The following is a 6,407-nucleotide window of genomic DNA, read 5'->3' on the forward strand; positions in this document are numbered from 1 at the left end:
TGGAGCACCCCCGTGATTAGCCCAACGCCTCGCTCAACCGCATCGAGGCGTCCTTGAGTGCTCGCCCGAAGGTCGCGACTTTCGAGACCGGAAGACGATGGACTGGGGCAGCGAGGTTGATGGCGAGATTGATGCCTGCTGAGTTCGCGACCGAGACTGCGACCGATGCCACACCGTCCTCGCTCTCCTCGCGGTTCGTCGAGTAGCCCTGGCGCCGAACGGTTTCGAGTTCCTTCTCGAGGTCCGCAAGGGACTGAACGGTATGCGAGGTCACCGCGGGGAGTGAGTCCGTTGGAAACAAGCGCCCGAGCTGTTCTGTCGGCAGGCTGGCAAGCATCGCCTTGCCGGTCGAGGTCGCGTACGCCGGGATCTCCCGTCCGAGGCGTGAGGCGACGCGGACTGCCGCCGCCGGCTCGGACGCCGCGATGAAGCGGACGTTCGCGCCTTCGAGGGTGCCGAGATGGCTCGTCTCGCCCATCGAGGAACTGAGATCCTCGAGGATCGGCTGCGCCAGGCGCGGAAGATCCATGCGCCGGAAAATTGAGAAGGCCACGCTCGTGAGTGTCGGACCCGGACCGTAGGTCTTCGTGCGCGGATCCTGACGGGCGAATCCGCGCCAGATGAGCATTGCGAGGATGCGGTGCGCCGTCGAAGACGCCACCCCGAGTTCGGCGCTGACGTCGGTCAGCCTTACCTCCGTACGCTCGCCAAGAAGGATGAGCAACCGCAGTGCGTTGTCCACTGACTCGATCGGGTATTGGGGCGCTACACCGTCGCCGGGCGATTTCTGCACAACAGAAATCGTATCGCCTTGTGGTCACGGGGACCATCCTCAGACCGCGGGCGTGACCGACCGCGCGCCGTCGCCGGTCAGGCGCGCCGCGACCTCGGCTCGATCGGTTCTCGTAGCCACCGCTCGCCGCGTGCTAACGAGCGCCCGCGGCCAGTTGACGACGAGCGCGCCGGTCAGTGAGTCGTCACTCTCCGAGTAAAGTACGGCGAAGCGCTGGTCCTCCTCGGACCCGATGATGACGATGTCGTCGGCGCCGGTGCGCCCGACCACCTGGATCTTCCAGTCGTACTGGTCGCTCCAGACATACTCGGTCGTGTCGTAGTCCTCGCAATCATCAGGGTGGACGATGTTGTGTGCGACGACGCGAGCCTGATCAACGGCATTGGTCCAATGTTCGAGGCGCAGCGAGACGTTGCGCGACGCACTCGCCCAACGTGCGATATCGCCGACGGCAAAGATCTCAGGATGCCCGATGGCCCGCAGCCCAGAGTCGCAGGTCACCCCGTTGTCGAGTTCGATGCCGGAACCCTCGAGCCACTCTGTGTTGACCACAGCTCCGATACCGACGAGAGCTGCATCGGCCTCGATGATCTCGCCGCCATCGAGCACCACGCGCACCCCGTCTGCCGTCTGTTCGACGCCTTCGACTGTCCTTCCGAAGTACTCCTCGACGCCCTCCTGGGCATACTTGCGGCTGAAGATCTGGCCGACTTCGGCATTGAGCACCCGCGACATCGGCGCCGGGAACGGGTCAACCATGCTGACCCGTACGCCCGCCGTGATCGCGGTTGCGGCAGCCTCCCCCCCGATGAAGCCTGCGCCGATGACCACAAGGTGCCGCGCTGTGGCCAGCTCATCCCGCAAGCGCTCGGCATCGCCGCTGGTACGCAGCAAGTGAATATGCTCACCTTCACCCCACGGAGAGCGACGGGCGCGTGACCCGGTGGCGATCACGAGTGTGTCGTATGAGACGGCTGTACCGTCCTCGAGCGTCACAACCTGGCCTTCGAGGTTGAGGGATGCCGCGGGCGTGCCGAAGATTGAGATGGCTCCGATCCCCCGCGTCTCGTGCTCGGAGAGAAGCTCGATCTCGTGTCGCGCCGTCTCACCGGTGAGGTACTTCTTCGAGAGCGGAGGTTTGTCGTAGGTGGGATGGCGTTCCTGGTCAATCAGGACGATCTCGCCCTCGAATCCCTCGCTTCGAAGGGCTTGGGCGGTCTTGAGCCCACCAACAGAGGCGCCGACGATGACGACCCGCGACACGTCAGTCCTCCACAACCAAGGCGGAGACGGGGCAGCTGCGCGCCGCCTCCTCTACTCGCTTGCGGTCACTGTCGGGCAGGTCCTCGCGCAGAACGATCACTAGGGCGTCGTCATCTAGGTCGAAGTAGTCGCCCGCGGCGACAACGCAATTGGCGTAGCCCTGGCAGGCGCTGCGGTCGGCGATGATCCGTGCCATCGGTCTCTCCTTTTCTACTGCGGTCGCATTTCGGGAAACATCGGCTGGTCAGGCCGCGCGATCATCTCGGAGAACGTCTGCGTGGTCTGCCAGGTCAGGGCCTCGAGTTCCATGGGGTCGATCGCGATCCACTGGCCAGTTTTCGGGGCGTCGATCAGTAGCCTCGTGCCGTTGTGAGTTTCCACGCGGCGCACTTCGATCTCCGAAAACTCGTTGGCGATGACGAGCGGCTCTCCGACGGTGCGGGCGACAAGACGCTCGCGCTCCGCCGCCGCAGCCGCCGCGGCATCACGATCGACGTCGGCACCCTCCCAGTCGAGGCCGCTCACAGGAAGATCGCCAGGTTCTGGGTGCGGAGCACCGACTCGTCCACCATGATCACCCGACGTGCCAACTGCAGGTCGTCACCGACGCGACGCAATACGTCCTCGCGGTGAGCGGAGATGATTGACGGCTCGTTGACGTCTCCCCGGCTGCGGAACAGCAGGACGGCGGAGTCGACGATGAGCTCGTCCTCGACCGAGGACAGGAACACACGCACGTTCGTCACGTAGTGACGCAGGCGTGAGGGAGGGTCCTCCGTCCAAGCGTGTTCAGTCAGGAATCGCGCGACCCGGCGGCTGAGCGAGTACTTATTCTCGTCCCAGTGCGACATCCCCCTCGCCGTCGTGAAGGAAGACCCGAGAGCCGTCGTCTGACGCACCGGCATGATGTAGTGAATATCCTCTGTAAGCGTCTCAAGCCAGTGCTCGTACCGTTGCTCGTCGAGGGTGTAAGCCTCTTCAATCAACCAACGATGCGCCTCGAGATGCAGTTCGTCGGAGAACAGTAGGGACCGCCCGACTCGATCGGCGCGCGTGGCGTGGGCGCCGAGAGGCGATTGCCCGGAAATCTGGACACCGGTCTCGGTGTTCATCATGCGGGTGCCTCCCCGTTGTTGGTGATGCCTGTACCGATGCTCGCGACCTGCACCTCGACTTCGTCATCGGTGTCGAGGTAGTCGGCCCAACGATCGAGCAGATGACGCTGGTTGTACTCGCCGTAACCAACGTGCGCGACGCCTGGACCGGCGAACTGTTCAGGCGTCAGCGCAGCGACGACCGGAGTGTCGTCTTTGAGAGTCCCCATCCGACTGTTGAGCAGGAGCCGTCGAGCCATCGAACCCTTGGCAGTCGTGGTCAGCGAGACCCAGTTCTCGACATCGTCCTGCTCGAACATTCCCGTGCTACCGAAGCACATAAGGTAGGCCTTGTACGAGAGCTCCTTGAACTCCTCCGGCGCCTCGGCATCGACCGCGAACCAGGAGTAGACCTCCGTCTCGTTCTCGCTAATGGGCTGCCACGAACGGATCGAGATGAAGGGCAGCACGTCGTCCCCGTCCTCCACCTTCGGCCAGTTGTGCACGAAACTCATGTTCGGGAAGAGCGATGCCGCTGAGATCATAAACCCGTCACGGCCAATCACATCGAGCTGCTCAGGCGACCATTGCTCCTTCATCCGCTCGATCATCGCGTCGGGATATCCGACGTAGCGCAGCCGCTCCTCGAGGCTGCCCGGCGGGAGCTTGTAGGTCGTGCCGCCGCCGTTGCCGGCCCAGTACGTGTTGCCGTCCTTGCGCTTCTCCGCCTTCGGCTCACGGAACAACCCGATCTCGACGACCGAGGTGTGGGTCTGGGGCGTGTGATACATGTCGCCGGCGAAGTTCTCGGCGCCGATCTTCCAGTTCGCGTTGACGCGCCACCGCTGCGGGCCACGCAGCTCGATGCCCTTGGCGCTCTGCCCGGTGTAGTAGTCGAGGTAGAACGCGAAGTCGCCGATGTATTCCCGCAGGGTCGGCGCGTTCGGGTCCATGCTGATGAAGATCAGACCGTTGTATGTGTCCAGGTTCGGCGCCGGGAGCAGTCGTGCACCCTTCTTGTTGAACCCTGCCTCACCCCCGTAGGCCTCCTCGTGGAACGGGAGGCCCATAATCCGGCCGTCGTTGCGGTATGACCACCCGTGGTAGGGGCAACGGAAGTGGGAGGCGTTGCCGACCTCGGCGCGGCATACCTGCATCCCGCGGTGCAGGCACATGTTGAAGTGCGCCCGAATCTCACCACTCTCGTCGCGCACGACGATAAACGAGTCGTCGAGCACATGCCGCACCACGTAGTCACCGGGCTGAGGGATCTCGGATTCATGTCCGACGAAAATCCACGCGCGGCTGAAGAGCTTGCTCTTCTCCTGCTCGAAGATCTCCTCGTCGTTATAGATGTGCGCCGGGATCATGCCGCGCCGCACGTCCTCGAAGATCGTCGTCTTGCTCGCCATTGGGCCGCTGCTTCCTGATGTCAGAGTCCTATTCCGCGCCTTGAAGATGATGTCGGTCGAGACCGGTTTTCTTTAAGACAGAATCTGATTCTGCTAGATTTTCCAGGAATTCGCAATCGGAGATCACGCCTCGAAGGAGAAGTGGATGATGAACGACTACGTCGACGAACGCATGCTCGTCGCCAATGCTTGCCGCGTGCTCGCGGTCCGGGGGCTCGTGGACGACATCCTCGGGCACGTCAGCCTGCGGGTCGACGACGACACCGTCCTCATCCGAGCCCGCGGACCGCAGGAGCGAGGGCTGCGTTTCACCACCGCCGACGACATCCTCGCCGTGCCCCTCGAGGGATCGTTCGAGCTCGCCGGCGGGTACCGGGCGCCGAACGAGCTGTCTCTGCATCTTGAGCTGCTGCGCCGCAATCCTGCGGCCCGATCCGTCGTCCACGCGCATCCGCCGGCTGTCGTCGCGTTCTCGCTAACCGGACGGACACTGCTACCGATTGTCGGTGCCTTCAACATCCCCGCTATGCGGATGGCGCGCGACGGCATCCCCGCGCACCCCTCGTCTGCGCTGATCCGCAACCACGCACGCGCGACGGCCATGGCGGACGATTTCGGCACGCGGCCGGTCGGCATCCTGCGCGGTCACGGCCTCACGGCCGTCGGCGAGAGCGTCCCGCAGGCCGTCATCCGCGCGATCAATGTCGACAGCCTCGCTCGCGTGCACCTCGCCGTTCTGCAGGCAGGGGCCGAGCCTATGCCGATCGACGACGACGATCTCGCCGACCTGCCCGACCTGGGTGACGCATTCAACGACGGGCATCTCTGGCGATTCCTGCTGCAGGAACTTGCTGAGCAACGGCTCCTGCTGTACTCGGGCCATCAGAGATGACCGGCGCCCGGGTCGCGATCAGCTGCACCATCCTCACCGCCGCGGGCGTACATTTGGACCGAGCCACTCCGTCACCAGGTTGAGCACCGCATCGCTGTTCGACTCCTGCATCAGCATGTGGCCGTTGCCAGCCACGTTCGCTGCCGTCAACGCGACGAACCTGACATCGCCGCCCCGCTCGGCGAGCCAGTCTGCAGTCGCGCGGTCCGACTCGATCGGATGATCGGTGTCGTGGGTACCGACCATCACGAGGGTCGGTAGGCCGTCCAACTCCCTGTCGCCGATGTGGACCTGCGCACCGCGGACGTTCTGCCGCTCGAGGAGGAGCCCGGCTGGGATTGGCACCAGCTGTGAACGGAGCTCGTCCAGGTGACCGGGTGGGAACTGCTCGCTCGCACCGACCAGCTTCGCCTCGATGAACTCTGGTCCGGGATGCCACCAGCCGCGACGGGGAAGCCTCCAGGTGAGCGGGCGTCCCTGGACGACGATGTGATCGGCGTCCTCTTCCAGCACGGCGGGCTCGGGCTGGATATCCCCGGGGGGAGCGGGCGCCAGCGCGACTAGGGCGATCAGTGAATCCCGATGGTGGAAAGCGACCCGATAGCCGAAAGCGGCGGACATGGAGTGGACCACGAGGACAACCGGGCCGCCGAGCGCAGCGATTAGCTCCACGATCGCGCCGGCGACCGCCGCCCCATCCAGCGGCGTGTCGGGGTCCCATGCGCCGCCAGCCGACAACCCAGGCCACGTCATCACGACCGCGCGGTATCCGGCCTCGGCGAGACGGGGCGCCCACCCGGGTCGCCCGCCGATCGCTCGACTCCAGCCATCGGGGCCCACCCCCCCGCCGTGAACGAGCAGCACCGTCGCACGGGCGGGGCCGCCGGGCAGCCATTCGGCGTAAGCGACGGTCCCAGCGGAAGTCGCGAAAGAGCGAAACGTCGTCACGACAT

Annotated in this window: 8 protein-coding genes; 1 reads left to right on the forward strand and 7 read right to left on the reverse strand. The window is 64.7% G+C overall.

What is annotated here, in order from left to right; genetic code table 11:
• Positions 1-16 precede the first annotated feature (16 nt).
• Genes B4E30_RS16630 through B4E30_RS06180 form a run of 6 tightly spaced genes read right to left on the reverse strand, consistent with a single transcriptional unit; the run spans position 17 to position 4,562 of the window.
• The gene (locus B4E30_RS16630) at positions 17-793 is read right to left on the reverse strand and encodes an IclR family transcriptional regulator (protein ID WP_252370903.1); all 777 of its coding nucleotides are present in this window, start codon (positions 791-793) and stop codon (positions 17-19) included.
• Between the two features lie 39 nt (positions 794-832).
• Positions 833-2,056, reverse strand: a complete 1,224-nt coding sequence (locus B4E30_RS06160) for an NAD(P)/FAD-dependent oxidoreductase (protein ID WP_138173435.1) — start codon at positions 2,054-2,056, stop codon at positions 833-835.
• 1 nt (position 2,057) lies between these two features.
• A complete protein-coding gene (locus B4E30_RS06165; protein ID WP_005050734.1) occupies positions 2,058-2,252 on the reverse strand; it encodes a ferredoxin in 195 nt (64 codons plus the stop codon).
• 14 nt (positions 2,253-2,266) lie between these two features.
• Positions 2,267-2,581 carry a hypothetical protein gene (locus tag B4E30_RS06170; protein ID WP_138173433.1) on the reverse strand — a complete coding sequence of 105 codons (315 nt, stop codon included), beginning with the start codon at positions 2,579-2,581 and terminating at the stop codon, positions 2,267-2,269.
• Entirely contained in the window at positions 2,578-3,171 is a 594-nt protein-coding gene (locus tag B4E30_RS06175) for a 3-phenylpropionate/cinnamic acid dioxygenase subunit beta (protein ID WP_138173431.1), read from the reverse strand. Before B4E30_RS06175 ends, B4E30_RS06170 begins: the two co-directional genes overlap by 4 nt.
• Positions 3,168-4,562, reverse strand: coding sequence for an aromatic-ring-hydroxylating dioxygenase subunit alpha (locus B4E30_RS06180; RefSeq protein ID WP_005050729.1), 1,395 nt, complete (start codon positions 4,560-4,562; stop codon positions 3,168-3,170). The genes B4E30_RS06175 and B4E30_RS06180 overlap by 4 nt, the downstream gene beginning before the upstream one ends.
• A gap of 145 nt (positions 4,563-4,707) precedes the next feature.
• Here B4E30_RS06180 and B4E30_RS06185 point away from each other — a divergent pair, with 145 nt between their 5' ends.
• Positions 4,708-5,454: a class II aldolase/adducin family protein gene (locus B4E30_RS06185; RefSeq protein ID WP_286794008.1), complete on the forward strand. Its 747-nt coding sequence runs from the start codon at positions 4,708-4,710 to the stop codon at positions 5,452-5,454.
• A 33-nt stretch (positions 5,455-5,487) separates the two neighbouring features.
• On the opposite strand, the gene B4E30_RS06190 is transcribed toward B4E30_RS06185, so the two are convergent.
• On the reverse strand, positions 5,488-6,407 hold a 920-nt coding region (locus tag B4E30_RS06190; protein WP_286794010.1), incomplete at its 5' end, for an alpha/beta hydrolase.

It is taken from the genome of Microbacterium sp. UBA3394 (genome assembly GCF_002358725.1).
In the GTDB taxonomy this organism is placed as follows: domain Bacteria; phylum Actinomycetota; class Actinomycetes; order Actinomycetales; family Microbacteriaceae; genus Microbacterium; species Microbacterium luteum.

Coding starts and splice junctions, on each gene's coding strand:
- B4E30_RS06165 (WP_005050734.1), bottom strand. CDS start 2,252: ATGGCACGGATCATCGCCGACCGCAGCGCCTGCCAGGGCTACGCCAAT.
- B4E30_RS06185 (WP_286794008.1), top strand. CDS start 4,708: ATGATGAACGACTACGTCGACGAACGCATGCTCGTCGCCAATGCTTGC.
- B4E30_RS06175 (WP_138173431.1), bottom strand. CDS start 3,171: ATGATGAACACCGAGACCGGTGTCCAGATTTCCGGGCAATCGCCTCTC.
- B4E30_RS06180 (WP_005050729.1), bottom strand. CDS start 4,562: ATGGCGAGCAAGACGACGATCTTCGAGGACGTGCGGCGCGGCATGATC.